The 25,044-nt window shown below is 53.8% G+C and carries 18 protein-coding genes and 1 tRNA gene; 6 read left to right on the top strand and 13 right to left on the bottom strand.

Annotation, left to right across the window (positions count from 1 at the left end; genetic code table 11):
* Nucleotides 1-103 precede the first annotated feature (103 nt).
* On the top strand, nucleotides 104-1,864 hold the full coding sequence (locus ABE504_RS21155) for a diguanylate cyclase (protein ID WP_430092349.1): 1,761 nt from the start codon (nucleotides 104-106) through the stop codon (nucleotides 1,862-1,864).
* Between the two features lie 93 nt (nucleotides 1,865-1,957).
* Here the strand turns inward: ABE504_RS21155 and ABE504_RS21150 are convergent, their stop codons facing one another.
* From ABE504_RS21150 to ABE504_RS21140, 3 genes are all read right to left on the bottom strand, one after another.
* Complete coding sequence (locus ABE504_RS21150; protein WP_430092347.1) at nucleotides 1,958-2,242, bottom strand: hypothetical protein; 285 nt, start codon at nucleotides 2,240-2,242, stop codon at nucleotides 1,958-1,960.
* Between the two features lie 235 nt (nucleotides 2,243-2,477).
* Nucleotides 2,478-3,314: a sugar phosphate isomerase/epimerase family protein gene (locus ABE504_RS21145; protein WP_430092345.1), complete on the bottom strand. Its 837-nt coding sequence runs from the start codon at nucleotides 3,312-3,314 to the stop codon at nucleotides 2,478-2,480.
* 22 nt (nucleotides 3,315-3,336) lie between these two features.
* The gene (locus ABE504_RS21140; RefSeq protein ID WP_430092343.1) at nucleotides 3,337-4,410 is read right to left on the bottom strand and encodes a Gfo/Idh/MocA family protein; all 1,074 of its coding nucleotides are present in this window, start codon (nucleotides 4,408-4,410) and stop codon (nucleotides 3,337-3,339) included.
* 123 nt (nucleotides 4,411-4,533) lie between these two features.
* On the opposite strand from ABE504_RS21140, the gene ABE504_RS21135 reads away from it, so the two are divergent.
* Nucleotides 4,534-5,466, top strand: coding sequence for a helix-turn-helix domain-containing protein (locus ABE504_RS21135; RefSeq protein WP_430092341.1), 933 nt, complete (start codon nucleotides 4,534-4,536; stop codon nucleotides 5,464-5,466).
* A 42-nt stretch (nucleotides 5,467-5,508) separates the two neighbouring features.
* Here the strand turns inward: ABE504_RS21135 and ABE504_RS21130 are convergent, their stop codons facing one another.
* The 8 genes from ABE504_RS21130 to ABE504_RS21095 form a co-directional block, all read right to left on the bottom strand.
* The gene (locus tag ABE504_RS21130; protein ID WP_430092339.1) at nucleotides 5,509-6,393 is read right to left on the bottom strand and encodes an ABC transporter ATP-binding protein; all 885 of its coding nucleotides are present in this window, start codon (nucleotides 6,391-6,393) and stop codon (nucleotides 5,509-5,511) included.
* A gap of 2 nt (nucleotides 6,394-6,395) precedes the next feature.
* A complete protein-coding gene (locus tag ABE504_RS21125) occupies nucleotides 6,396-9,287 on the bottom strand; it encodes an FtsX-like permease family protein (protein WP_430092337.1) in 2,892 nt (963 codons plus the stop codon).
* A gap of 10 nt (nucleotides 9,288-9,297) precedes the next feature.
* Nucleotides 9,298-10,332 carry an efflux RND transporter periplasmic adaptor subunit gene (locus ABE504_RS21120; RefSeq protein ID WP_430092768.1) on the bottom strand — a complete coding sequence of 345 codons (1,035 nt, stop codon included), beginning with the start codon at nucleotides 10,330-10,332 and terminating at the stop codon, nucleotides 9,298-9,300.
* Nucleotides 10,322-11,026 (bottom strand): ABC transporter ATP-binding protein, encoded by a 705-nt coding sequence (locus ABE504_RS21115; RefSeq protein WP_430092334.1) that lies wholly within the window; start codon nucleotides 11,024-11,026, stop codon nucleotides 10,322-10,324. The genes ABE504_RS21120 and ABE504_RS21115 overlap by 11 nt, the downstream gene beginning before the upstream one ends.
* A gap of 123 nt (nucleotides 11,027-11,149) precedes the next feature.
* Complete coding sequence (locus ABE504_RS21110) at nucleotides 11,150-12,379, bottom strand: response regulator transcription factor (RefSeq protein ID WP_430092332.1); 1,230 nt, start codon at nucleotides 12,377-12,379, stop codon at nucleotides 11,150-11,152.
* Nucleotides 12,380-12,385: 6 nt separating this feature from the next.
* Nucleotides 12,386-14,083, bottom strand: coding sequence for a sensor histidine kinase (locus ABE504_RS21105; RefSeq protein WP_430092330.1), 1,698 nt, complete (start codon nucleotides 14,081-14,083; stop codon nucleotides 12,386-12,388).
* A 303-nt stretch (nucleotides 14,084-14,386) separates the two neighbouring features.
* Nucleotides 14,387-15,376, bottom strand: coding sequence for an aldo/keto reductase (locus ABE504_RS21100; protein ID WP_430092328.1), 990 nt, complete (start codon nucleotides 15,374-15,376; stop codon nucleotides 14,387-14,389).
* A 561-nt stretch (nucleotides 15,377-15,937) separates the two neighbouring features.
* A complete protein-coding gene (locus ABE504_RS21095) occupies nucleotides 15,938-17,458 on the bottom strand; it encodes an MDR family MFS transporter (RefSeq protein WP_430092325.1) in 1,521 nt (506 codons plus the stop codon).
* A gap of 175 nt (nucleotides 17,459-17,633) precedes the next feature.
* Between ABE504_RS21095 and ABE504_RS21090 the strand changes: the two genes are divergently transcribed.
* The 3 genes from ABE504_RS21090 to ABE504_RS21080 all read left to right on the top strand — a co-directional run bounded on the left by ABE504_RS21090 (nucleotide 17,634) and on the right by ABE504_RS21080 (nucleotide 20,302).
* Complete coding sequence (locus ABE504_RS21090) at nucleotides 17,634-18,389, top strand: spermidine synthase (RefSeq protein WP_430092323.1); 756 nt, start codon at nucleotides 17,634-17,636, stop codon at nucleotides 18,387-18,389.
* A 178-nt stretch (nucleotides 18,390-18,567) separates the two neighbouring features.
* The gene (locus tag ABE504_RS21085; RefSeq protein WP_430092321.1) at nucleotides 18,568-20,124 is read left to right on the top strand and encodes an ABC-F family ATP-binding cassette domain-containing protein; all 1,557 of its coding nucleotides are present in this window, start codon (nucleotides 18,568-18,570) and stop codon (nucleotides 20,122-20,124) included.
* A gap of 106 nt (nucleotides 20,125-20,230) precedes the next feature.
* Nucleotides 20,231-20,302: transfer RNA gene (locus tag ABE504_RS21080), tRNA-Lys, on the top strand.
* Between the two features lie 44 nt (nucleotides 20,303-20,346).
* On the opposite strand, the gene ABE504_RS21075 is transcribed toward ABE504_RS21080, so the two are convergent.
* A complete protein-coding gene (locus tag ABE504_RS21075; RefSeq protein WP_430092319.1) occupies nucleotides 20,347-20,571 on the bottom strand; it encodes a hypothetical protein in 225 nt (74 codons plus the stop codon).
* A 595-nt stretch (nucleotides 20,572-21,166) separates the two neighbouring features.
* On the opposite strand from ABE504_RS21075, the gene ABE504_RS21070 reads away from it, so the two are divergent.
* The gene (locus tag ABE504_RS21070) at nucleotides 21,167-21,502 is read left to right on the top strand and encodes a DUF5658 family protein (protein WP_430092317.1); all 336 of its coding nucleotides are present in this window, start codon (nucleotides 21,167-21,169) and stop codon (nucleotides 21,500-21,502) included.
* 332 nt (nucleotides 21,503-21,834) lie between these two features.
* On the opposite strand, the gene ABE504_RS21065 is transcribed toward ABE504_RS21070, so the two are convergent.
* Nucleotides 21,835-25,038, bottom strand: a complete 3,204-nt coding sequence (locus ABE504_RS21065; RefSeq protein WP_430092315.1) for an ATP-binding protein — start codon at nucleotides 25,036-25,038, stop codon at nucleotides 21,835-21,837.
* Nucleotides 25,039-25,044 lie beyond the last annotated feature (6 nt).

Genomic DNA, 25,044 nt, shown 5'->3' with positions numbered 1-25,044 from the left:
TGAATAGACAAGTTTTGACAGAGGGTAGGCAGGATTTTGAACATCCTTGTCGAATGACGTCATATTCATTAACATCCCAATCAATGAGCCAAAGGAGTGCCGAATGAGATCGCAATCGGAAGGCAGCGTGCGCCACGGACGGTTTAAAATAGAAAGTTTACTCGTAGGGTTGATCGCCTTTACGCTCATCGGATCGACGGCCCTTTTGACGGCGGTATCGATTCATCAGCAGAACACCATGTTAACCAAAACGACGCTGCAAAAAAACTTTGAAGCCGCGCGGAACCTCGCCATCTCGGCCAATACGATTAAGGAGCTCATGTTTGAAAAGCTGGGCGCAATGGCTAGTTATTGGACTGAACAACGGCTGCCAATCGGCGAAGAGGCTTCGCCGCTGCTTGGCAAACTGCTTGTTGGGGACGGCATGTTTGGCGGCGCCCTTCTCATCAGCGGAGCAGGCAACGTGCTCGTCACGACGCCTGCGACAGGCTTTGCCGCCGGTGACCGCCTGGATGAAGCGGCTGAGCTCATCTTCACGGGCCGCGAAACGGGCCCATGGATGTCTGCGCCGTTCGTCGCGCCGGGTGGGCACCGGGTCGTACTCGCTCTGCATCCGATGAAGTCCGGCAACTCGCAATCGGCGGTCTACCTTGCAGGTCTTATCGATCTGCAGCAGAACAACGTATTTTCTAACATGCTCATCCACACGATTAAAAGCGAACCGGGCACATACGCCTATCTAATCGACGGTACCGGTGTGATGATGATGAACGCCCAAGAGGATCGGGCGGGTGAAATCCTGCCGGCGGCAGCGCTCCTCGCGACGTTCGGCAGCGGGCATGCGGGGGATCAGCCGAATCCTCCCGATCGACAGGGCATGCAGCGTGGGCAAGGAGGGCCGGGACCCGCTGGCCCGCGGGAGCGCCCGATGTCGGTTCCGCTGGGAGGCCCAGGAGGGCCCGGTGGACAGCCCGGACCTGGAAACGATGGCGGACCGCCCCGCGTGGCTATCCTTCAGGACGGCCACGGCAAAGATGTGCTCGTCGGCTACCTGCGAGTCGGCGATCTCAGTTGGGGGATGGTCGTGCAGTCGCCGGCCGAAATTGTCACTCATGCGAAACGCGAGTTCCTCGCGACCCAGTTGAAGTGGAGCATCCCGCTGATCGTCGCATTTTTGCTCCTCAGCTTATGGACGGCCCGCAAGCTGGCCACTCCGTTTGCCAAGCTGACCTCGGCTGCGCGAAGCATCGCTGCGGGGGATCGGGCGGGTCACCCGCCGTTCGAGAGCCACTGGAATTACGAAGCCCACCATTTGGCGCGCGCGATGATGACTGCGGTGCAGGGGCTCCAGAGTCGAGCGGAGGAAATGAGCTTGCAAGCGCGCACTGATCATCTGACTGGCCTGATGAATCGGGGAGGGTTAGACGAGTGGCTGAGCACCCACGGCAACGATAAGTTCGGATATGCACTCCTGATTATCGACATCGACCATTTCAAAAACGTCAACGATACGTTCGGGCATCAGACGGGAGACGAAACGCTCATTCATCTCGCGCACATCTTAATGTCGGTATGCAGAAAAACGGATCTCGTATGCCGGATCGGCGGAGAGGAGTTCGTCGCCCTGCTGCCAGGTGAAAGACTGGAAGGCGCTTCTTTGGTCGCGGAGCAGTTGCGAAGCAAAGTCGAAAACACGATCAGCCCGACCGGGCAGCCGATCACCGTCTCGATCGGAATGGCTTGCTGCCCGATGCATGGGGAAGATTTCGAGACCCTTTTCCAACGTGCAGACGAAGCGCTTTACGAAGCAAAAGGAACGGGCCGGAACCGCGCCATCGCTTACGGGAATCATGTCAGAAGCTAAAAAACGCCGTTATACGCCTCTTCTGTGAGGGCATATAACGGCGTTTTTTTTCTAGCTAAGACTACGTACACACGATAAAAAAGCGATGCGCACTTACTCGCCCGCCGTGACCGCCTCTTTTAACGCTGCGCGATTGTTCCACAAGAAGGAAACCACATGCTCGCGTTCCACGAAAAAGGACTCATCCTCATCCTGATAGTCTTGTCCAACACCATGCACGCTGAAACGGTCGCCCTCGTAGCCCATGAGCGTCCATTGTCCGCCGCGCTTCCGGTCCGCGAAGACCAGATACAGCTTCTTGCCAACCTCGTCATACACGGCATAGGAAGAGAAGTTGTCCAAAATCAAGCTAATGTCATCTTTCTTTTTGATTTGCATGATCTGATCTCCTTTTTTTGGTTTTTTTCAATCGTACCCGAAGATTTCTGAAAAGTTTGTCAATTGATCGGGTCGAAGGATAGGAGATTTTATCGAAATCATACTCGGATGACCGCGTTGCTCTAGAATGAGATGCTCCCAATCGTTGCAGTGCCCCCTAGAGGCAAGATAGACCTGTAATGCAAAAGGCCGTCCCGCCCTGCTTACGCAGCGGGACAGCCCTCTCGCCACCCGCCTATAAGCCGGCGGCGGCCCAAACCTTGTCGAACGCAGCCTGCGAACGCTGCGCGAGTACTTCCGGCGCATCCGTCGGCGGCGTCGCCGTCAGGATCTCCTGCGCGACGGCGCCCGTGTAGCCGATGCGCTGGAGCCCTTGCAAGAAACCGGCGAGGTCGATGACGCCCTCGCCCGGGTACACACGGCCGTTGTCCAAAGCCTCGGCCACCGGCACATCCGGCGCGTCGTTGATATGGACGTGCACGATCTGCTCGGCGCGTAGCTTCTCGATGTCGGCCACGGTCAGTTCGTTCGTGTACCAGTGGTACGCATCGAACAGCAGCCCGACATTCGGCTCGCCGATCGCGCCGATCCAGTCCAGCGTTTCATCCAGCGTCCAGATGAACGGGTTGGCCCAGCGGGTCCGCAGATGGTGCGGACCGACAAACTCGAGGCCTAGGCGGATGCCATAGGCGCCGAGAATTTGCGCGCAGGTGCGCAGCCTGCGCGTCGCCAGCGCCATGAAGTGCGCGGCGCTGTGGTCCGTCGACGGCAGCACGTACGTGCAGCAGCTCGTGCAGCCGAGCGCTGCGGCAGCCTGCGCGGCCTGAGCCAGCTTCGGAAGCCCTTCCTGGAAGGCTTCCTCGGTCGTGCGCCACTCCACGGGCAAGCCGATGGTGCCGATGACCAGTCCGCGCGAGTTCAGCAGCTCGCGCGCGCCCTCGACGGTATGGCTTTCGACCAGCGCCAACGCGTCGACGTCGACGGCCTGAAAGCCATATTTTGCCGCGAGTTCAATCAGTTGCTCATTGCTTTCGATTTTTCCCAGTCCTGCTCTTGTCAGCCCTCTAAGCACGGCGATTCCTCCCCCAAATGGATTAGTCCCAGTTTAGTTTCACTTCATTCCCCGTACGCGACGATTCATAGATCGCATCGAGGATCAGGTTGTTCGTATAGCCCGACAGCGCCGATGTGATCGGCTGTTTGCCCTCACGGATGCAGGCAAGGAAATGACGGCTGAGACGCAGACGCTCGCCTTCATCGTTATCCGGCTTTGCCAATTCGGCTTCCATCGGACGGTTGAATTTTTCGGTTAGGAACTTGCCTTTGCCGCCCTTGTAGCTGGCGCCGCCTTCGGAGCCCATGAGATGGATGAACGGCACATTATCCGTATCCATATGCACCGCCCAGCTCACTTCGAGCGTCAGCGTAGCGCCACCCTCCATACGAATCAGCGCCGTCGCCAAATCCTCAACGTCATAATAACCGTCCCAATTCGGCTTGCCCCATGTGCCGATGCCTTTGCGGGCAGGCCCAAATTCCGCGTACGTCGCGCCGACGACGGAGACCGGCTTCGGATTGCCCATCAAATAGAGGGCGAGATCCAGCATATGCACGCCGATATCGATCAGCGGACCACCGCCGGATTCGTTCATGCGCGTGAACCAGGTGCCCCAGCCCGGGATGCCTTTGCGGCGGAACCAGCCGGTTTTGGCCGTATAAATGTTGCCCAGCTCGCCCGCTTCCACCTGCTCCTTAATGAGCATCGGCACGGCTTCCCAGCGCATTTGGTGCGCGATCATGACGGTGACGGGGCTTGCTTTGCTCGCTTCGTAAATCTCTCTTGCCGCAGCGCTGTTAATGCCCATCGGCTTCTCCAACAGCACGTGCTTGCCGGCTTTGATCGCCTGCACCGCAAGGGAGGCATGATATTGATTCGGTACGCCGATAATAACCGCGTCCACGTTGTCGCTTTGGATCAGAGCTTCCGGTGTAGCAGGGACGTTCGGGATGCCGAACTCCTTCGCTTTCGCTTCCGCGAGTGGCAAGTAGGCGTCGGTTACCGCTGCAATTTCACATTCCTCGGCCAGCTTTGAAAATTGCGTCATATGCACGCCGCCGATATTCCCGGCTCCGATGATACCGATTCTGATTTTGTTACCGCTTACCATTTCTGAATTCCTCCTCATGACCTTGCATTCGATGAACTGCTTTTTATGATAAAATAAGGACAACTGAAAGTCGTACCGTATTTTCGGAAAATGTCCCATTTTTTCGAAGGAGCCTGCGCCCTTATGACCTATTTTCCCGAGTATTTGAAAACGTATCCCAATATGGATTCGGGTTTTCCTTTTCATATCAGCAAAAACACACTGCCACGCGGCTACCGTGCCCATCGCCATGACTATTTGGAATTTTCCTACTGCGTCAGCGGTCAAGGGGCGGAAACGATTAACGACGTTAAGCATGCCATGATGCCGGGCACTTTCACCTTCGTGCTGCCGTATCAGGTGCATGAGATTTTTACCGATCCGGGCCAGCCGCTAGTGTTGTATAACTGCACGTTCAGCATGGATCTGCTGCTGGAGCCGGGGGCGGATCAGGCGTTTTCGGATTTTTTCAATGATGGGATCGGGCTGCCGCCTTACGCCCAGTTGGAAGGCGCTGAGCAGACGCTGATGGAGGCTTTGGTGGAGGATATGTACAAAGAGTATGCGGGGAACGAACGGCATCGGCAGACACTGCTGAAGGCGCGGTTAAAAGAGATTCTCATCCGCTTCGACCGTACCCGCTCGCGGGAGGCTGGGGTCACGGCTGGGGAGAACGCGCCTGCGTCATTGTCGGCGTCCAGCGCATCGGCCGCATCGGCTGCCGGTCGGACTTCCCCATCGGTCTGGCCCATCATCCACTACATCCACCGCAATTACCAGGAGGATCTTGCGCTGTCGGATCTCGCTGCGCGCTTCTCGCTGAGCGTCTCGCGCATCAGCGAGGTCATCAAACAGACGACTGGGCAGACGTTCGTCCACTTCCTGCACGACCTGCGGCTGCGGCACGCGTGCTCGCTGCTCGTGTCTACGGATATGAGCGTCACGGAGATCGCGCTCGAGGTCGGGTACGGCTCGTATAAGACGTTTTCCCGGATTTTTCGGGAAAGCAAGGGTGTCGTGCCGAAGGAATACCGACGAACCGAGCACGGGCGGCAGGCTGTGCCGAAGCCAAAATAAGCACACCGTCTTGTACAGAACGGTGCGCCTACCGGGCTTCGCCTATGCCTTCTCTTGCGGAAGCAGGATAATGCGTCCATTATCCATCTCTACGCGTACTTTATTCGTACCTCCAGCACCAATAGATTCCAGATAGTTCGCCGGAATTTGCAATCGCCCCGCCTTGTCAACGACCGCATATTCAACATGGGAATCTTCCGCTGACGACATGATCCCCTGCTCCAGCTCCAGCAACTCTTCCTGATAGGATTTACGCCGCAAAATTTCCGAAGAGGTTTTGCCGTCACGGATCGCCACTACGCGGTCCACCTTCTTCGCCAGAAGCGGATCATGCGTCACGATGACAACAGTCAGCCCGATGCTGCGGTTCAGCTCACGAAACAGATCAAGAATCTGATTCGCCATCATCGTATCTACTGACCCGGTCGGTTCATCCGCCAACAGAAGCTTAGGCTGATTCGCAAGCGCAATGGCAATCGCCACGCGCTGCTGCTCCCCGCCGGAAAGCTCATTCAGCTTGTTATGTTTCCGATGGCTGAGCCCTACTGCTTCCAATAATTCCAATGCTCGATGACGCTTGCGGCGGCCCTGCAGCAGAATCGGCAATTCCACATTTTCCAACGCCGTCAAATAGGGAATCAGGTTGCGGGCATTATTTTGCCACACGAAGCCTACCGTTTCCCGCTTATATTGGATCAAATCCGCCTCTTTGAACTTCAATAAATCTTTCCCATCCACGCTCAGATTGCCTGCCGAAGGCCGATCCAACCCGCCAAGCATGTTGAGCAGCGTTGATTTTCCACTGCCGCTATTGCCAATAATGGCCATCAGCTCGCCCTCGGCAATATCAAGATCAAGCCCTTGCAGGGCAACCACTTCCAGATCGGCGGCTTTATAGATTTTGACTAAATTCTCACAGTGAATCATGCTCAGTCCTCCCCGAGCTTTACGGCTTGATGAATCTTGATTCTGGAAAGCATCGTGCCGAGCAGCAGCAATCCCATCCCGATCATCACTGTAACCATAATGTACAGATGCAGTTGATCCCTTGGATCAAAGCTGACTTGGAATGGCGGCACCTGGCTGGTTGAATCGAACGTTAGTTGGAAAAGAGGAACGAATAATCGGCTGCCTGTATTTCCCGTGACTATCCCAATCAGCACCGCTGCTCCTGACGTTAATATCTGCTCCGCAACGAGCATGCCGATTAATTGGCGATAGGAAATCCCCATGGCCCGAAGCACACCAAACTGTAAAATCTGCCCATACAACGAAAGCAGCCAATACAGCAGAAAACCGATAAAACTGATGCCAATTGCGATCAAAAATCCAAGCGTCATCACACCATTCACCGCTAGTTGGAATGGATCGTTCTTCGAACGAATGACCATCATATTCGTGTCTACCAGATGTTTAACCGCTATACGCTTCTGTTCCAACGCTTCATACAAGGCTTGACTGGTCGTGTCTGGCTTCAGCTTTAGCCACACATCATACGGCTCTACAGCTAAATTATTTTGAATATAAGAGAGATGTCCGACGACGAGCTTCGGTGCGTCCACTTTAACTGACTTCGATGCATCGGTTGATCTCACCGAGCTCGCCCCTGCACTCAAAACCGGATTCGGATTCCAGCTGGGCCAGTAATCAATGATGCCATAGATGACAACGGTGGATCCCTCAACATCGTTCCAACCGATTCGGACCACATCCCCTACTTTGGCCCCTGTTTCCTCAGCAATGGATCTTGATATCAACACAGCTCTGGCATCCCCAGCCAGCAGGTTCAAATAGTCATAGAAATGATGATCCAGCAGCTTATCCCGGAACCATGCGGTGCGCCCAAAATCATCCGTATCAATCCCCATGAGCATGGTTTTTTTCGTATCTTTGCCCAGCGTGATATAGGCATCACTTTTCTGAAAAACACGTGCTGCGGCTTCTACACCAGCTAGTTGCGTGAACGGCAGGAAGGGGGGCTCGACATACTGCACTCGCTTCTTTCCCCCGCTGCCCAGTAGATTCGATTCTTCATTGAAACCTGGCGGTCCTGATTGCGGCGGCGGTGCGTCATTGTCCCAGGCCGTCTGCAAGACAATATCCGAGCCATTTTTATAGTGAATGTTTTCTTCCACATTGGTATTCATCGTTCTTGCCGCACTTGCACTAAAAATCCCGGTTGCCAGCGTCATAATAATGAACAGCATGATGAACTGATATTGCGTGGTGGATCTCCCTACTTGCAGCAGCGTTGAATATAGATAAGGGGGCCACCATTTGCGTCCGATCCTATAGATCAGTTGAATAACCCAAGGGTAGAGCCTCAACAGGAATAAACCCATGGCGAAAATGAATAAAGCCGGCACGACGAATAGGAGGGGATCGATCTTCAAATCGAGCGAATCCAGACCCAGCGCGGTCAAATCGTCCATCCGCCGCTTAAAGCTTTGCAATAAATAAATGGAAATAGCTAGAAGGACGACATCCAGATATATTTTATGAGCAAAAGAAAGCTTATTCTTCCTCGCGAGCAGTTGTTTGTGCCCAACGATGCTCACACGTGTAGCCAGTACGGCAGGAATGAGCGTCATACCGACCGAGGCGATTACCGCGATCAATCCGTATTGATACGCTTCCTTGTTCAGCTTCACTTCCATCGCCGCCCGCTGGACGAACGTCAGAAAGCCACTCGAAGCACCCAAGATTTTGGTTAATTGCATCCCCAGCAACGGGCCAATCAACAAGGCAATTCCTCCGAGCAAAATGCCTTCAATCCCATAGCCCATTAAGATTTGCGCTCGGCTGGCTCCTCTGCTTCGCAGCACAGCGATTTCGGTTTTCTGCCGTTCTGTAATCAAATTAGCGACCATGAATAAATAAAACGCAAGCAGCAGACTAACCGGCACATTCAACGACCACAGCAGGATACGGAGCTTTTTCTCTTTTTCCCCATAAGATTGCAGCGTGCCGATTGTTGCATTGCTGGATGTAAACGTTTCCAAGCGTTGACTAAAATAGTCAACCATTTCCTTGTACGTCGCGATAAAGGTATCAATGCCCTCAAGCTTCAATTGATAATAATCCAGAGCGATATTCCAGTCTGAATGCTGATCAATAAAATGACCGCTCTTTACAAAATCTTGTTCAAAAAGGGAAGATGGAATGAAAAATCTGGCGTTCAAATCGCTCGTCGTATTGAGCCAATACAGGTCAGCATCATCGGCTTGATCGATGACGCCTACCGGTTTTATGCGTATGCTCCTGTTTAGATCTTTGTCCGCAACGGTTAGTTCATCGCCAAGCACAATTTTCAATTTGGTCAACAGTTCCGGAAAAACCCAGGCCTCATATACGCCATTCTCGAGCTTGCCAGATGGCATAACGCCGTCAACAAGTCGAATATGGTTTTCCAAATCTGTCATGGCGGCAATATCGCCAGCCCTGTTCACTTTGGGATCTAATCTGGCAGGATCGCTAGGTGTGAAATAAAACGTCTTTGTGACGCGGGTAATCGTAGACAGAAGAACCGGCAAGCCAAAACGAGTCTTCATCTCATTCATGAAGGCATTTACCTCCGTTAATCGCTTCTCCCCGTCTTGCAGATTGGAAAAATAAGCATGCTCCGTTATTTGTCCTGGATACTTCTGCGTATCGGCTTGCTGAACTTCCAAATCTTTAATTAACATACGCTGCAAAATGGCATGCGTATAAATCGGCATCGAGCTGGCCAAAGCCACAGAAAGGGTGAGTCCCAGCAATAAACTAAGCTCTAACCAGCGGTTATTTACCATTTTGCGGAGAATCATCAGAAATAAAGACATCGTAATCCTCCTAATTGTTTAAAATAACCTGCTGACCCTCTTGAAGACCCGCTCGAATTTCGACTTCCGTCGCTGTGACAATCCCCTTCTCGACGTCGATTTCTTTACGGCTTTCCCCATTCAGCACTTGCACATAGTCCCGACCAAGATAAGAACGCAGGCCTGTTCTTGGGATGACAATCACATTTTCACGCTTTTCAACGTTGATCGTCATATCGCCGGTTGCCCCAATCGCGGCTCCTTCTGTCCCGTCAGGGATGCCCACAATAATCGTTTTGGCATTGCGTTCAGTCTGCGCCTTATCATCGGTTCGCGGAGCGCTGGATGGGGTCTGCAGCACTTTCCCTTGGACCACATTCCCTTTGGAGCCGAACTGCACATCCACGCCCATGCCAACTTCAATCCCCGTGAGCGCCCCGCTATCCGGTGCTTCATAGGAGAGCTGCAGCTTGGCAGGATCAGATACGACAACAAGCGTGCTGTAGGCATCCACGAGCTTCCCTTCTTGCACATCGGTGACATAGGTGACAATGCCGCCCGCATCCGCTTTCATTTTCGTTTTCGCTAATTCAGACTGGAGTGCAGCCAACTGCAGCTGCGCTGCCTCCACATCGATCGATTTAAGCCGAAGCGTCAGCTCTTGATCCGGCGATGCCGCCTTCGCCTGCATGCTGGCGATCTGCGCTTTCTCCAGATTCAATTGCTGAAGCGCAATTTTCGTTTCTAAATCGCCCTTTTCAAGCTCAGCCAGATCATCTCCCTGCTTCACGATGTCGCCTGACTTCACGCGCAAGCCCGCTAAGCGGTGGCCTGACTCTTTAAAATAATAGTTCGTCGTTTTGCTTGACTTCACCGTCGCGATGGCGGTGACCTTGCGCGTGATCGTACCTTTTTTCACTTCATACAGCTCGAAATTTTCTTTAACCGGTTTCACCAGCGGCGGCTTGAGCGCCGCTTCTTCCTTCGGCAGCAGTGTACAGCCTGCAAGCATGAACAGAGCACCGGTTATCAGCACTAGCCTTGAAGCGATTAGATTAACCTTCATCGACAATGGAACCATCCTCCAATGCATAGACTTCATCGACAATCTCCATGATCGCCAGATCGTGGGTCGTCAAAATAATGGTCAGCCCTTCCTGCACCAAATCCTTGAATAATTTGAGAATCTGAAGACCCATGCGACTGTCCAACTCCGCTGTAGGCTCATCTGCCAAAATCAGCTTAGGCTTGTGCGCAATCGCCCTTGCAATCGCAACACGCTGTTGTTCTCCGCCAGAAAGCTCATAGGGACGGTGCTTCATTCTCGCCTCCAAGCCTACAAAGTGGAGCGCCTCTTCGGCTAATGTTTTATACTGACTGGGGTGAACGCCCGATATGCGCAAGCCAAACTCCACATTCTCATAAGCCGACATATACGGCACTAAGGCAAACGATTGGAAGATAAGCCCAATCTGTTTCCTTCTGAGCTCATTGCGCTTGGATTCAGAGAGTGTGCTGATCTCCACGCCGTCCAAATACACCGCACCTTCCGTTGGATGGTCCAACGCACCTATGATGTTCAACAGGGTTGTTTTACCCGAACCTGATCTTCCGCGCAATGCCGCAAGCCTGCCTTTGGGAATCGAGAGATTGGCGCCGCGCAAGGCATGAACCGCACCGGGTCCTTTACCAAATACACGTGTTACCCCAATCGTCTGCACCATAGGCCCCTGCCCCTGAACCTCTTGCATCGTCACCATGAACACCTCGTCTTTACGCTAATCCTGCATCTTCTCTACTAAATGTAAACCTTTACATATCAAAAAAACAGACCACCTTTGTTAGAAAAGGTGTCTGTTTGTTCGATTTTAATTATTCCTCGTTCAGATAAGCTTCTCAAACTCTTTCGGCGAACAGCCTACAACGCGTTTGAACGTTTTGGCAAAGGTTTTGGCGTCCGGAAAGCCTACGGCTTCCGCTACTTCATACACCTTCATCTCTCCGGTTCGCAATCGCTGCATCGCTTCTTCCATGCGAATTCGCGTCAGCGATTCACTCAGCGACTCCCCCATCTCTTTACTGTATAAATCGCTTAAATAGCTGCGGCTGAGTCTCACATGGTCTGCCATGTCGGATGTGCTGATCGGTGAAGCATAATTGTCCCTCATATAGCTGACGACCTTGCGGATAAACGGATGATTCGAGCGAGTCTTCTGGTCAGGCCCAGGCCTGCCCGGCTGCTGCATCAGCATGCTCATCGCTTGCTGCAGCAGCTCGGTCACCTGTTCAAAGCTGACACATTGACTTGTCGCATGGCTATGGACGAACAGCTCTTCATAGCGTTCAATCTCTGCGTAACCGCGTTCGCGGGCATATCCCGCCGCCAATGCAAGCAGCTCCTGGATAAAGAGCAGCACCTTCTCCTTCTCATGACGCTGCTCCCTCAATTTGGTGCAGAGGCGTTCTGCATGATGCAGGCACCCTTCGCTGTTATCGTGTACGATACAGCGCAGCAGGTCGCTGCGGATGTCATACGGCAACGTGATGGTCCTCGTGCTTGCGTCCTCTGGCGCAAGAGCAACCCGGCGATTCCAGCTCGCGTCGTAGAATCGCTCTTGCAGCTCTGCCTCTCCTATGCCGGCTTGCAGATACGACTGCACTCCAGTCGCGCGCTGCATCTGCAGGGTTGAGGCAAGCTCCAGCTCTCGAAGGCTCTGTGCTTGGCGTTCATTTTGCAGAATTTCAAGATCCTGCTTCACACCGAGCAGGATTTCGATTAAGGACTCCGGCTCCATCGTCGGTTTAAGGATGTAATCTTTCGCGCCCAGCCTCATAGCTTCTTTCACGTAAGTGAACTCATCCATACAGCTCAGCACAACGGCACTGATGGGTCTTGGACTCTCCTTCAGTTTACGAATTAACGTCAGGCCGTCCATCCGCGGCATAAGGAGGTCAGTGATCACAATATCGATATGCAAGTCTTCCAGCAGTTCACTCGCCTCCAGGCCGTCCTCTGCATCACCTGCAAAGGTAAAGCCATGCCGCTGCCAATCGACCAACTCACGTAAACCTTGCCGGATGATAGGCTCATCATCCACAACCAGCACATTCATCAACCGTCACTCCTCGCCTTGATGGATGGGAAGGAACATTCGGATCGTGGTTCCTTCACCAAGCTTACTGCTAATATGCATCTTGTATTCAGGCCCGTAGATCAGCTTAATTTTCTCCCGAATATGCGAGATTCCTACACCGGACATGCGCTCCTTCAGCATGCGATCCGCTTGCGTTCCCCCTGCGGCATGCATGGCTTTCCAACCAGAGCTTCCTTCCTCTACCTGCATCCCGACACCATTATCTTCCACCTGACAAAATAAGAGGTCCCGATCGAGCCATGTCCGAATCGTGATGATCCCTTCACGTTTCGCAGGCCCAATGCCGTGAATAATCGCATTCTCCACTAACGGCTGCAAGAGCATGCGCGGCACCAAACAGCCTAACGTAATCTCATCCGCTTCCATAACGATTTGAATCCGATCCCCATAGCGGAATCGTTGAATTTCCATGTAATCATGGGTCAGCCTGATCTCATCGCGCAGCGAAATAAAATCACCCTTTTTACCTAAGCTGGCTTGCAAAAGACGGACTAATGCGCTGACGACCTCTGAAATTTGAGGCGTCTTATGGAGTTTGGCGACCCATTTTATCGTATTCAAGGTATTGTAGAGAAAATGCGGATTCAACTGATAGTGAAGTGCCTCTATTTCAGCTTCTTTCTTCGAGGCCTCTTCCCGCTTCACTTGCTTAATCAACTCTTCCAATCGATTCAACATTTGATTATAGCTGTGGCCCACTTGCGTCCATTCGCTCGAGCCTCGGATCGTCCAATACGCTCTCAAGTCTCCGCGCTCCGCTCGATTCATTAACGCTTTCAAGGCGTCGAGCGGCTTCGTTACCGATCCGATAAACAGAAGTAATCCGCCGATGCTTAGCGCTACCACTAACGCAATCATAGTCATCAGCCAGGCGCGATAATGAGGAAAGGCTTGAATGCTGGACACAGGCAGGGGAGCTTCATAATAAGACAGCCAAGAGGCTCCTTCAATGACGTCAATCTGTTTCACGGAACGGATCACTGCTTCAGGATGGCCTGTAAGACTCGTCCCGATGGTTGACCCTTGGAAGTCCCCCGAATACACGCCTTCCCGGTATAGTTCACGTTTATCCGAATCTATTAACAAATAGGCATGAGGAGCACCCTTTAGACCAAACTGGCCAAACTCCTTCCATACCTTGTTCATATTCAACCAAATCGTTATTTTACCAAGCTCCTGCATGCTAGAAGTGTCCGTCATCGACTCGGAATAGGTCATGAGGTAAGCGTTATTTCGACTGAACCCTTCGCCTAGCGGCTGGAATCGTTTATTGACCGTTTCTGCCGTCGCAGCCAGCGTCCCTTCCACTTCCCCATTATGCTCGCATAACGTTCGATTCGTCGCGCGAATCGTCAGGCAGACCTGCTCCACGATTGGATTGTGAATCGTATATTCGGCTAACACATTGTTCGCGTAAGCACTCAACTCTTTGGCAGTCTGAGCGCCCGGATCTTGGAGCTTGGCGTAAGAAATGAGGCCATAATCCTCGGCATGTCGATGGGTCATCTCTGCTATAAAGCGCAATTCCTGCTGCAATCCTGCGACGATATGATCATGTTGTTGATCGACAGCCTTTCGATACGTTTCCTCCGTGTTGGATGAGAACTGCTGATTGCCGGCATAGAGCATAAGGCATAGAGGCACTGTTATCGACATGAGCATATAGAGAAACACACGCAGTTGAAATCGGCTAAAAAAATGTGAGAACAGCGATAACATATATCACCTTTCGTTTCGCTTAGTCTAGCTATCTTATCTTCCATCATAGCATATTGGAATTTTTTCCATCTCACTTTTTTAGGCTCCGCCGTTCTGTCAAGGACGGGCGCGTTTAGTGATAGCATAGAGCCACTTCGAGGATATACTTTCCGATATGCCGAAAAAGCCCTCGACCCGCTAAGGATCAAAGGCTCTTTGTTATGTATCGCAAGCTCACGTAATCTCCGTAACATCTGCCGCGCCGTCTCAACCGCCAAGCACCTGCCACGACGCGTCGCTGATCCGCGTGAGCTCCGCTTCGGTCAGCTTGAACTGCATCGCCTTGACGTTCTCTTCGGCATGGTGCACCTTGGACGCGCCTGGAATCGCGAACACGGTGTCCCCGTGCGCATGGATCATCCAGTTGAGCGCGATTTGGGTCGGAGAAGCGTCATAGTACTCGGCCAGCTCCTCAAGCACGTCAATGAGCGGCTTGGATCGCCGCAGCCCTGATGCGCGGAAAGCGGACGACCATTTGCGAGGCCCTGTGATGGCCTTGACGAGCTCGGGGCGCTTGTGGAATTTGCCGCTCAAAATCCCCTGCTCCAGCGGCGAATACGCGATGATCGCGATGCCGAGCTCTTGGGCCGCATCGAGAATGCCATTGCGCTCGATTCGGCGGTCCAGCAGACTGTACTTCACCTGATTGGAGGCGAGCCGCAATCCATGCTCCCGCAGGACGCGGTCGGCTTCACGCATGCTGGCGGCGGAAAAATTGCTGACGCCGACGTTGCGGATCTTGCCCTGCTTCACAAGCTCGGCCATGGCCGTCATTTCCGCGCGCACCGACGAAAACGAATACGGCTGATGCACCTGGTGCAGCTCAATCGGCCGATTATCGAGCAAGCGAAGCCGCTCGTCAATGGTATGCGAGATGCTGCTCGCCGTACGCAGGATCGGCCACCACTTGGTGGCGATGTGCGCGCGATCGGCCAGCGGTCCTGCGTCGCGGAGGGCTTCCGCCAGCATTTGCTCCGACTGGCCTTTGCCGTAAATCTCCGCCGTGTCGAACCAGTTGATGCCGCCGCGCAGGGAGGTTTGTACGATTTTGCCTACATCCGCCTTGCTCAGCACCGGCCAAAACTTGCCGACCATCCCCTGCCCATTGCTAAATTGCCAACAACCGAGACCCAGCGGCGAGAGCTCCAGCGCAGAGCTGCCCAGTTGACGCAAATGCGATTGCCATGTAACCGTCATCCCTTGTCACCGTTCCCTTTACCTGTGGTTGATGCTTATATCCTAAGTATACAACATCCAGGCTCAGGTAGAACAATCCTGCTCATCGTTCCGCTTGCAACTTGGCCAGAAGGGCGGAGATCCATACGATGTGATTCGCATAATCCTTGCCATCCGGCCCGTGCATCGTAAACTCCCAATCGCCGCCCTCACGCAGCTCAAATACGTGGAAACCTATTGCGAGAGGCCTAAGAGGGGCGAAACCCTCTTATTTTGCGTTTTCCGCCAAAGTTGAGCGAGCTAAGAGGGGTAAAGCCATCTTAGTTGAGGGGTAACTTGGCGTTTCTGGGCTTTCACCAGCAAATAGAAGGGTTTTACCCCCTTTATTTGTGCGCTTTTCCCCCTTTTGCCCCAAATAAGAGGGGTTGCATACGCTTACATTTCTCGCCAACGCCCCCTCTTCCAACTAGCTACTCCAACTTCCCACACCCACCTACGTATTCGGCAAATGCACAATTTCCCCTGCCACTCCAGCCTACGCACGAAAAAACCAGCACCCACTAGGGGGACTGGTCTTCTCTCTTAAGCACTAACCGTCTCACTCGCCGCTGCGCCGTGCTCTTCCTTGTTCGAGCTGAGCACTTCTTTCTTCATAAAGAAGCACACGATAAATGCGACGACCGCGAAGCCGATCCCGATCGCAAAAATATGCTGGAACGCATCCGTAAACACGGTTTTGATCGAGAGCACCAGATCGGCCGGAAGTCCGCTAGGCAAACCGCCGTTCTTGATGCTGTCCGCCGTTCCCGCAGGGAAGCGGTCAGACATTCCCTCAAGCCCGGACGCGATGTTCCGCGACAGCAAGCTGCCGAAAATACTGAACCCGAGCGTCGTCCCGATCGCCTGGAACAATTGGACGGTGGCGACGCCGACACCGGTGTGTTCTTTGGCCACCGACTCCTGCACGATCAGGTTATCCGAGCCGAAAAGGACACCGATGCCGAGGCCTAGGATGAAGCTGGCCACAATGACGTACAGCACGGTCGTATCGACCTGCAAATACGCGAACATGATGTAGCTGGCAATCGGGAAGACGAAGGACACGACGAACAGGTTTTTATAAGCAACCTTGGTAATCAAGTTCCCGCACACCATGCTTGCCGGGATAGCCCCCGCCATGAATCCCAATGACAGGTAGCCGGACGCCGTCGGCGAGATGCCCATGACGATTTGCGCGAAGAACGGGAGACCGGAAATGCCGCCCATAACCCCCAGCATGGTCAAGAATACGATGATTGAGAGTACGACCACCGAGCGATTCCGGAACAAGGCCAATGGAATAATTGGCTCTTTCGCCTTGCGTTCCACGCCAATAAATAATGCCGTTAATAACACGAAAGCGGCCAGCAGCGCCACAATGATCGGCGACCCCCATGTGTAGCCTTTGACATCGATCAGCACCGGCGCCAACAACAGAGAGAACATGGCGAGCACCAGTGTGAACGCACCTGCCCAGTCGATCGACCGCTTTTCGTCGCTACGGGACTCCCGAAGCCCTTTGAACATAATGATCGCGGAGAACACACCGATTGGGATATTAATCAAGAAAATCCAGTGCCAGTTCAAATGGCTGACAAAATATCCGCCAAGCGTCGGCCCGAGCAGCTGCGGCAAAATCATCATCGGCCCGATCAAGGCTTGCAGCTTCGCCCGTTGCTCCAGCGCAAAGGTATCGCCGATAATTAACATGGCTAACGGCATCAGCCCTCCGGCGCCGATCCCCTGCACGCCGCGGCCGATCAGAAGCACCGTCATGGAATCCGCCATGCCGCAAATGACCGATCCTGCGAGAAATAAGCCGACGCAGCTCATATAAATCTTTTTCCGGCCGTAAATGTCCGCCAGTTTGCCGAAAATCGGCATAAACATCGTAATCGCCAGCATGTAAATCCCTGCTACCCAGCCGTACAGCGACAACCCGTGCAGCTCGCGGATAATCGTCGGCAGCGCAGTGGAGACGATCGTCTGATCCAGCTCTGAGAAAATGAGTCCCAGCAGCAGGCCGACGATCACCAGCGTTTTGTTATTTTCCTGCGTTGTCATAAATACCTCCTATACACCATTTCCGTTTTTCATAATTGAACTCAACATATTAAGCATAAGCCAGATTTCTCCTGCGCTCATCAGGCGGCGGTTCCAACCTGAACTCGGTCCCGAGAACGAGACGGCGCACCTGTGGTATACTGCAAACATACTTATTTATCGGAGGCAAGCTGCTATGCGTAAAGTGTTGTTCCATAAGCCCGGTTCCGGCCAAGACATCACCGTCTATGACACCAACGAATGGGACGGGGAAAAAGGGCGCTTCCGACTCCTCGAATTCGGGGATCAGGCGATGCAGGGCGCGATGGATCTCACGAGGCCGGATCGCGTGCTGTTCGAGTATCCGAGGGCGATCCTTCATTTAATGGCCTTAAATATCCCCGACGACGAGCGGGTGTTCCTTATTGGCCATGGGATCGGTACGATTGCCCGGCAGTTGCCGAAGCAGCGCTGCACGGTCGCAGAGCTGGAACCGCAGGTGGCGGAGATCAGCCGGACGTTCTTCGGCTATCCCAACGACAACGTCCTCGTCGGTGACGGCCGCGGGCTGCTCCAGGCCCAGACTGACGCCTCCCTCGGCGGCCTCGTGCTCGACGCCTTCACCGCGAAAGGCATGCCGTCCCATTTGACGTCGCTGGAGTTTTTTGAAGAAGCGCGTGCGAAGCTGTCCCCGGAAGGCGCGATTCTCATCAACTTAATGGGCCGAGGCAAGCAGGACCCGATGCTCTGCGCGATCGGAACGACGCTAGGGGCTGTTTTTCCGCATGTCAAAGCGTTCATCTTGCCCTCGGATGACAGAAGCGCAGGCGCAAGCCGCCACAATGTCCTCCTCGCCGCTGCCACTCACCCATGGCGATACGAGCTGCGCAGCATGGCCGGTTTCATTGAAACCGAACTCGAGCAAGGCTATGTGATCCGTGACGGTAAATAGGCTCTCTTTGCCCATGAGCTATCACTGGGGATTGTAGCAAAGTGTCGCCAGCGCCTCAACACCAGAAAATCGTTATACCTAAACTTTATTGGGCACTGTTTAATTTAGGGAGTTGTTTGGTTAAGGTCGTTTATAATAAAATACATGTAGGAAAAAGTATAAGGAAAAGGTGTCATTCATGAGCATATTAAATGTAGAACGACTTAGTCACGGCTTTGGAGATCGCGCGATCTTCAACGATGTATCGTTCCGCCTGCTGAAAGGCGAGCACATCGGGCTGATTGGCGCGAACGGCGAAGGTAAATCGACCTTCATGAACATTATTACCGGGAAGCTGCAACCGGACGACGGTAAGGTGGAATGGTCCAAGCGTATGCGCGTCGGTTACCTGGATCAACATGCGGTTTTGACGAAAGGCATGACGATCCGCGACGTGCTGAAAAGCGCATTCAAATATTTGTTCGACATGGAACAAGAAATGAACGACATGTACGGCCGGATGGGCGAAGTGTCCCCCGAAGAGCTGGATCGCCTGCTCGAGGACGTCGGGACGATTCAGGATATGCTGACGAACCAGGATTTTTACATGATCGATGCCAAAGTTGAAGAAACAGCGCGCGGTCTGGGCCTGACGGATATCGGACTGGACAAGGACGTGCACGATTTGAGCGGCGGACAGCGGACCAAGGTTCTGCTAGCGAAGCTGCTGCTTGAAAAGCCGGACATCCTCCTCCTCGACGAGCCGACGAACTACCTGGACGAGGTGCATATCGAATGGCTGAAGCGTTACCTGCAAGGCTACGAGAATGCGTTCATTCTGATTTCTCACGATATTCCGTTCCTGAACAGCGTCGTCAACCTGATTTACCACATGGAAAATCAAGAGCTGAACCGCTACGTCGGCGACTACAACCACTTCCTCGAAGTGCATGAGATGAAAAAAGCGCAGCTGGAATCGGCTTACAAGCGCCAGCAGCAGGAAATTGCGGACTTGAAAGACTTCGTTGCCCGCAACAAAGCAAGCGTCGCGACGCGTAACATGGCGATGTCCAGACAGAAGAAGCTCGACAAGATGGATGTCATCGAGCTGGCGAAGGAGAAGCCGAAGCCGCAGTTCAACTTCAAGGAAGGACGTACGTCCGGGAAGTTGATTTTTGAAACCAAGGATCTCGTTATCGGCTACGATACTCCGCTGTCTCGTCCGCTGGACCTGCGTATGGAGCGCGGCCAGAAAATCGCCCTTGTCGGCGCCAACGGGATCGGGAAAACGACGTTGCTGCGCAGCATCCTCGGCGAGATTCCGGCGATCTCCGGCTCCGTGCAAAGAGGCGAAAACCAGCAGGTTGGCTACTTCCAGCAGGAAATCAAAGAGTCGAACAACAACACCTGTATTGAAGAAGTGTGGAACGAGTTTCCTTCGCTTTCGCAGTTCGAGGTGCGCGCTGCGCTCGCCAAATGCGGCCTGACAACGAAACACATTGAGAGCAAAATCGTCGTCCTGAGCGGCGGCGAAAAAGCGAAAGTCCGCCTGTGCAAGCTGATCAACCGCGAAACGAATCTGCTCGTGCTCGACGAGCCTACGAACCATTTGGACGTCGATGCGAAGGACGAACTGAAACGCGCTTTGAAAGCTTACAAAGGCAGCATCCTGCTCATCTCCCACGAACCGGAATTCTATCGCGATGTCGTGACAGATACGTGGAACTGCGAGACGTGGACAACGAAAGTGTTCTAGGAACGGTAAAAGCTTGCCCTTCGCGCCGCTGTGGTGCGGTGGGGCGGGCTTTTTTTTGACGTAATCGTTGACCCTGCCTGACCCGCGTGGTAGAATAAGCCTATTCAGGTCCGTAGCTCAATGGCAGAGCAACCGGCTCTTAACCGGTAGGTTGTGGGTTCGACCCCCACCGGGCCTATCTGAATGGCAGAATGACGCTTCCCTTGATGGGGGAGCGTTTTTTCATATCAACGGGGAGAGAGTCCCCCGCCATGGAACGGAGGCTTCCTGCAGCTCCAGCTTGAGCGCTACACCGATATGCTGCTGCGGGCGATTGCTGCCAGATAGGCGGCGCAGGGGCGGTTCCAGCGACGAGCCATATCTTCGCAGCACGCGGCGGCCGTTCCAGCGGAGTGCCAGTTCTTCGCGGCACGGGGCGGCGGTTCCAGCGCATAATAAGAATGGCAAACCACTCTTATTTCGCTGTAACCGTGCGCTTTGCTAGCAAATAGAAGTGGTGAACCGCTTTTATTTGCTGGCACACAGGGGAAATCTAGCTAGTTTGACACCGATAGAAGCGGTTTACCACGCTTATTTTGCTGCGAAACGACAGTTTCGAGCAAATAGAAGTGGTAGACCACTTTTATTTATTTGGCAGGCGGGCGGTGCTCGAGGGCGGTACCTGAGTTATGAGCAGGTGGTGGTGAGTGCGGCTGTGGATGGGGATCGGTTTGAGAGAGTAGCTAGTTTTAGCCGATTCAGCAAGGAAGCGCTGCTTTTACCGATGAGCTTTGAACACCGCCTGCAACAACTCCCCCTTGACAGCCCCCTCTGGTCTTGCTTAATTACGCGATCATGCTGTCCCACTCGTATTCTCCCATGCAGCGCTCCTTTCAACGGTATCCCTCTCCTTTTCAGCGACACCCCATATTTGTTTCTCTCGCATGGTCAGGAATTTAGGCTAAATTGGACATGTCGCTCAAATATTTGATACAATATGTATCAAATTAACCATGACACTCCTGCCTCCATCTGCCTGTATTCGGAACAATGGAAAGTGAGGATGCGTACGATGACCCTGCTGCTGAAAAATAAAATCCTGCTGTGCCTCCTGCTCCTCTGCTTAGGCGACGCCCTGTTTACGGATATGGGACTGAAGCTGCGGTTTATTGAAGAAATGAACCCGCTGATCCGCTCCATCTATGAGTGGCATGTGGCTGGATATTACGCGATCAAGCTCGTGTTCCCGCTAGCCCTCATGATCATTCACCCGCGAATTCGGCAAAAACCATGGGTACACCCCGCCCTGCTCCTAACGGTCATTCTCTATGGGGCGGTCAATGTTTACCATGTCGTCTGGATGTCGATGGCGTTCAATCATTTGGCAGCGCATGGGTAGAGAACTATGCTGCCGTGTGCCGTATGGCTGCCATGTCTACCATGTCTAACGGTTGCCATTGCGCCTATTTGACTCAAATCGCTTGATTATTGAAGCTAACGGTTCCCACGGCGCTTATTCCCCCAAATCCCCGACCAAACTTGATCGTTTGGCCTCAATAGCCTCCACAGCAACTGTTAGCCTGCCGGGATACCGCTTATTCATTGGAATAAGCGCGCTGGTAACCGTTAGCCGCAAGTCCCCCGCCGCACCAACACAAAAACCCTCGCCACAAGCAGTATGTGGGAGGGTTCTATATGGTGCTATCAGCAATATGCGATTGGTGCCTCGGCCTACTCTTTCGTCGCCGCCACCCGCGCCTGTCCGCCGACGATGACGTCGATCGCCTGCTGCACGCGCGCGGCTTGCGCGAGGCACGCCTCCATGTGGATGCTGCCCGACAGCTCCCGCTCCAGCATCAGCACTTCCGCGACGAGCTCCTTCGCGTAGAAGTTGCCGGCTACGCCTTTCAGCGTGTGCACCTTGCGGCGCGCCGAGACCAGGTCCTGCTCAGCGAGAAACGGCAGCAACTGCTCGGCAAAATCAGTGTAATCCTGTCTGAATTTCTCCAACAGGTATTCGATAATATGCACTTTGTGATCCAGGCTGCGCAGCATCTCCGCAGCGCCGATGCCCGGTGTCTCGGTCAGCCAGTTCAAATCCCGCCACTTGTCCAGCATCGCGGCCACCTGCTCCGCCGTTACCGGCTTCGTCAGCACGTCGTTGATGCCCAGCTTAAGCAGCTGCAGCCGATCCTGCATCAGCACGTTGGCGGTGAGCGCAACGATCGGGACGCGGTTCATCGCTTTGCGCTGCCTTAGCTTCTGCGTCGCTTCATAGCCGTCCATCACCGGCATATGAATGTCCATCAGAATCATGCGCCAGGCTTGCGTCTCTGCAAGCGCCAGCACTTCTTCGCCGTTGCACGCAATGACAACGTCGTAGCCCAAACTCTCCAACAGCTTGGAAATGACCAGCTGATTGATGTCATTGTCTTCCGCGACCAGCACGCTGCCCTTCGACACCGCTGCCGGCTTCTCGGTCATTGCCGGCTCCCGTTCCACGAAAGGCCTCTCCTCGCGCAGCGGTACGGCTGCCAGCGCAGCCAGCGTCCGATGGAGCATCCATCGGCCGGCCGGCTCGAGCAGCACCGCATCCGCTTGCCGTTCAGCAGGCTCTTCGAGCAGCCGCTCCCGGCCTTCCAGCGTCGTATACGCGATGATAAACGTCCGCGAACGGTCAATCGCTTTCAGCATGGCCGTCCAGCGCTCATCGTTCATCTCGTGCAGATCAAGCAGCACATAATCCGGGGAGGAACCGCTGATGCCATCTTCCTCATACAGCGCATGCAACCCCTCCACATCCGCTGCCAGCTCGACCTGCACCTGCAAAGAGGCCGCCATCTCCGCCAGATGTCCCGCCGCCACTTCCACCGGCGACGCGATGCGCAGCCGCTTTCCAGCCAGCCGCACTGCGGCTTCGATCGGCAGCTTCTCCTGCGGCGCTTTTACCTTCTCCAGCAGCAGACTAAACGAGAAACAGCTGCCCACCCCCGGCGCCGTCTCGACCTGGAGCATCCCGCCCATCGACTGCACGAGATGCTGGCAGATGACAAGCCCAAGACCGGTCCCGCCATACTTGCGGCTCGTCGAGGTGTCCGCTTGCGAGAACGGCTTGAACAACAGGGCAAGCTCCTCTTTGGCAATTCCAATACCGGTATCTTCCATGGCGAACCGTACCAGATACCCCGCAGGCAGCTCCTCCTCCAGCGACACGCGCAGCCGCAGATGCCCCTTCTGCGTGAACTTGACCGCATTGTTTGCCAGGTTCGTCAGCACCTGCTCCAGACGAAACGGGTCGCCGCTAACCAGGTCGGGCAGGTCGACCGGCGTATCGAACAGGAAAGGAAGCCGGTTCTTATCCAGCATGACGCTGACGAGGTCTGCCACCCTTTGCAGCGAGGCTTCCAGGGAGAAGTCAACCTTCTCCATAGGCATTTTGCCTGCCTCCAGCTTCGAAAAGTCCAAAATATCATTAATCGTCGCAAGCAGCACCTGCGAGGAAGCATCGATTTTGCTCAAATAATCCTGCTGAAGCGCCGTCAACTCCGTCCGCTGCAGCAGCAGCGAAAGCCCCATAATGCCGTTCAGCGGCGTTCGGATCTCGTGGCTCATTCTCGCCAGGAATTCCGTTTTGGCCTGGTTGGATTGGTCGGCTTCCTCGCGTCTTTTCAAATCCGTCACATCGTGAATCGTACAGGTCATTCCTTCAACTTCCCGCCCCCCTTCTCCAAATAAAGGAGACAACGTCACGTTGTAGGCATGTTGGGTGTGATCGGGATCCAGCAAATGAACGCTGAACTGCTTCGTGCACCGCTCCAGAATGGCGCTTTCGAATCCGCTCTCCCACAGCTCAGGAGGGTCCATCCGCACCAGCGTCGTCAACGGTTGACCGATCGCCTGCTCTTCCGTAAGCCCATAAGTCCTATAAAACTTACTGTTTGCAGCGGTCAACATACCGTCGAGATCAAAGCGACATATAAAATCCTCGGAATTCTCCACCAGCGTTCTGTACTGCTCGTCTCTAGCGTGCATGCTCATCTGGGCCGCCCGATGCTCCGTCACATCGCAGGCAGAGCCAATCAGCTCGCTCACCGTCCCATCATGATTCACAGGCTGCAAGCTGACCAGAATGGTGTGCCCGTTGATGTCATACTCATACATCCGCCGCTCGCCTTGCCACACTTTTTCATAATTGGCAATCAATTTTTCTGCAAGCGTTTTCGGAAGTACGGTGACTTCATGAACGCTTTTTCCTGTAAAATCTGCAGACTTCCACCCCAATTGCGCCAGCAGCTGCCCTTCCACCAAAGCATAGATAAACTCGTCCCTCGGCTTGATGACCTTGAACGAAAACCCCGACTGGAACCTGAGCATATCCTGCAGCTCCTGCTCCACCAGTTGAAGCTGCCGTTTATACTGCTGATCCTGATAAAAAAACTTCAAGAATAACGCCACGACAACCGCACACATCATCTGATAGCAGGCAAAAGAAAGCAGCATATCCACCGCGGGCCGGTACACAATCAGGGTACTCGCACCGTAAATGAATAAATAACTAAACGCACCATAGAGCCATCTCAGCCACGGCTCCCGCACTCGCATCTTGGCCAGTACGAGCGCGGCAACCGCTGCAGCGCCGATGGCGATACTCATCTGCACCAATGTCAGCGAGCTGCCCAGCACGAATCTGCCGAGCAGCATACTCGCCAGCGTCAGCGCGAAGGAGAAGAAACCGCCCGCGTACATCGACAGCAGCAATCCAATACCTCGCAGGTTCAGACTAAGCCCAGGAGCAAGCTGCGCGCTGAACTGGCCGATCAATACACAAAGTGCGCCGTGCGCAAGTCCAACATAAAGCTTGAATGACCAGATGGATTTCTGCTTGAGTTTTTTATATAGAAACGACCGCTCTACAAAAAGTACAAAAAAAGTCATGATGAC

Source organism: Paenibacillus oryzisoli, assembly GCF_050467285.1.
GTDB classification, from domain to species: domain Bacteria; phylum Bacillota; class Bacilli; order Paenibacillales; family NBRC-103111; genus Paenibacillus_E; species Paenibacillus_E oryzisoli_A.
The sequence above is the reverse complement of the archived record's forward strand: the minus strand, read 5'-3'. Positions and strand labels throughout refer to the sequence as shown.

Bases quoted from the DNA above. Each gene is read 5' to 3' on its own strand.
- ABE504_RS21155 (WP_430092349.1), top strand. From the start codon at position 104: ATGAGATCGCAATCGGAAGGCAGCGTGCGCCACGGACGGTTTAAAATA.
- ABE504_RS21150 (WP_430092347.1), bottom strand. From the start codon at position 2,242: ATGCAAATCAAAAAGAAAGATGACATTAGCTTGATTTTGGACAACTTC.
- ABE504_RS21140 (WP_430092343.1), bottom strand. From the start codon at position 4,410: ATGGTAAGCGGTAACAAAATCAGAATCGGTATCATCGGAGCCGGGAAT.
- ABE504_RS21135 (WP_430092341.1), top strand. From the start codon at position 4,534: ATGACCTATTTTCCCGAGTATTTGAAAACGTATCCCAATATGGATTCG.
- ABE504_RS21130 (WP_430092339.1), bottom strand. From the start codon at position 6,393: ATGATTCACTGTGAGAATTTAGTCAAAATCTATAAAGCCGCCGATCTG.
- ABE504_RS21125 (WP_430092337.1), bottom strand. From the start codon at position 9,287: ATGTCTTTATTTCTGATGATTCTCCGCAAAATGGTAAATAACCGCTGG.
- ABE504_RS21120 (WP_430092768.1), bottom strand. From the start codon at position 10,332: ATGAAGGTTAATCTAATCGCTTCAAGGCTAGTGCTGATAACCGGTGCT.
- ABE504_RS21115 (WP_430092334.1), bottom strand. From the start codon at position 11,026: ATGGTGACGATGCAAGAGGTTCAGGGGCAGGGGCCTATGGTGCAGACG.
- ABE504_RS21110 (WP_430092332.1), bottom strand. From the start codon at position 12,379: ATGAATGTGCTGGTTGTGGATGATGAGCCTATCATCCGGCAAGGTTTA.
- ABE504_RS21105 (WP_430092330.1), bottom strand. From the start codon at position 14,083: ATGCTCATGTCGATAACAGTGCCTCTATGCCTTATGCTCTATGCCGGC.
- ABE504_RS21100 (WP_430092328.1), bottom strand. From the start codon at position 15,376: ATGACGGTTACATGGCAATCGCATTTGCGTCAACTGGGCAGCTCTGCG.
- ABE504_RS21095 (WP_430092325.1), bottom strand. From the start codon at position 17,458: ATGACAACGCAGGAAAATAACAAAACGCTGGTGATCGTCGGCCTGCTG.
- ABE504_RS21090 (WP_430092323.1), top strand. From the start codon at position 17,634: ATGCGTAAAGTGTTGTTCCATAAGCCCGGTTCCGGCCAAGACATCACC.
- ABE504_RS21085 (WP_430092321.1), top strand. From the start codon at position 18,568: ATGAGCATATTAAATGTAGAACGACTTAGTCACGGCTTTGGAGATCGC.
- ABE504_RS21070 (WP_430092317.1), top strand. From the start codon at position 21,167: ATGCGTACGATGACCCTGCTGCTGAAAAATAAAATCCTGCTGTGCCTC.
- ABE504_RS21065 (WP_430092315.1), bottom strand. From the start codon at position 25,038: ATGACTTTTTTTGTACTTTTTGTAGAGCGGTCGTTTCTATATAAAAAA.